Origin of the sequence: Halioglobus sp. HI00S01, assembly GCF_001635445.1 — a bacterium.
GTDB lineage: Bacteria > Pseudomonadota > Gammaproteobacteria > Pseudomonadales > Halieaceae > Halioglobus > Halioglobus japonicus.
This window is the reverse complement of record NZ_LWEE01000249.1, coordinates 1-209: the sequence shown is the minus strand read 5'-3', so window position 1 is coordinate 209 and position 209 is coordinate 1. Positions and strand designations below refer to the sequence as shown.

Annotated in this window: 1 pseudogene; it reads right to left on the bottom strand. The window is 57.9% G+C overall.

The features are described 5' to 3' along the window. Positions 1-209 (bottom strand): annotated as a pseudogene (locus A3709_RS17395) (isocitrate lyase); the annotation flags it as partial.

The window sequence follows — 209 nt, the reverse complement described above, 5'->3', positions numbered from 1 at the left end:
TGCCTTCAGGGCCGCGTCGCCAGCAAAGTATTCTTTGTGGTCGTCGCCCATGTCGGAGCCAGCCATGTTCTGGTGCTTAACGCAGGCGATACCCTGACGGATTTCCTTGCGCTGTACGCCAGCAACGTAACCCAGCATGCCTGCATCACCGAAGTACTCTTTGGCCAGGTTGTCAGTAGACAGGGCCGCAGTGTGGTAAGTCGGCAGAG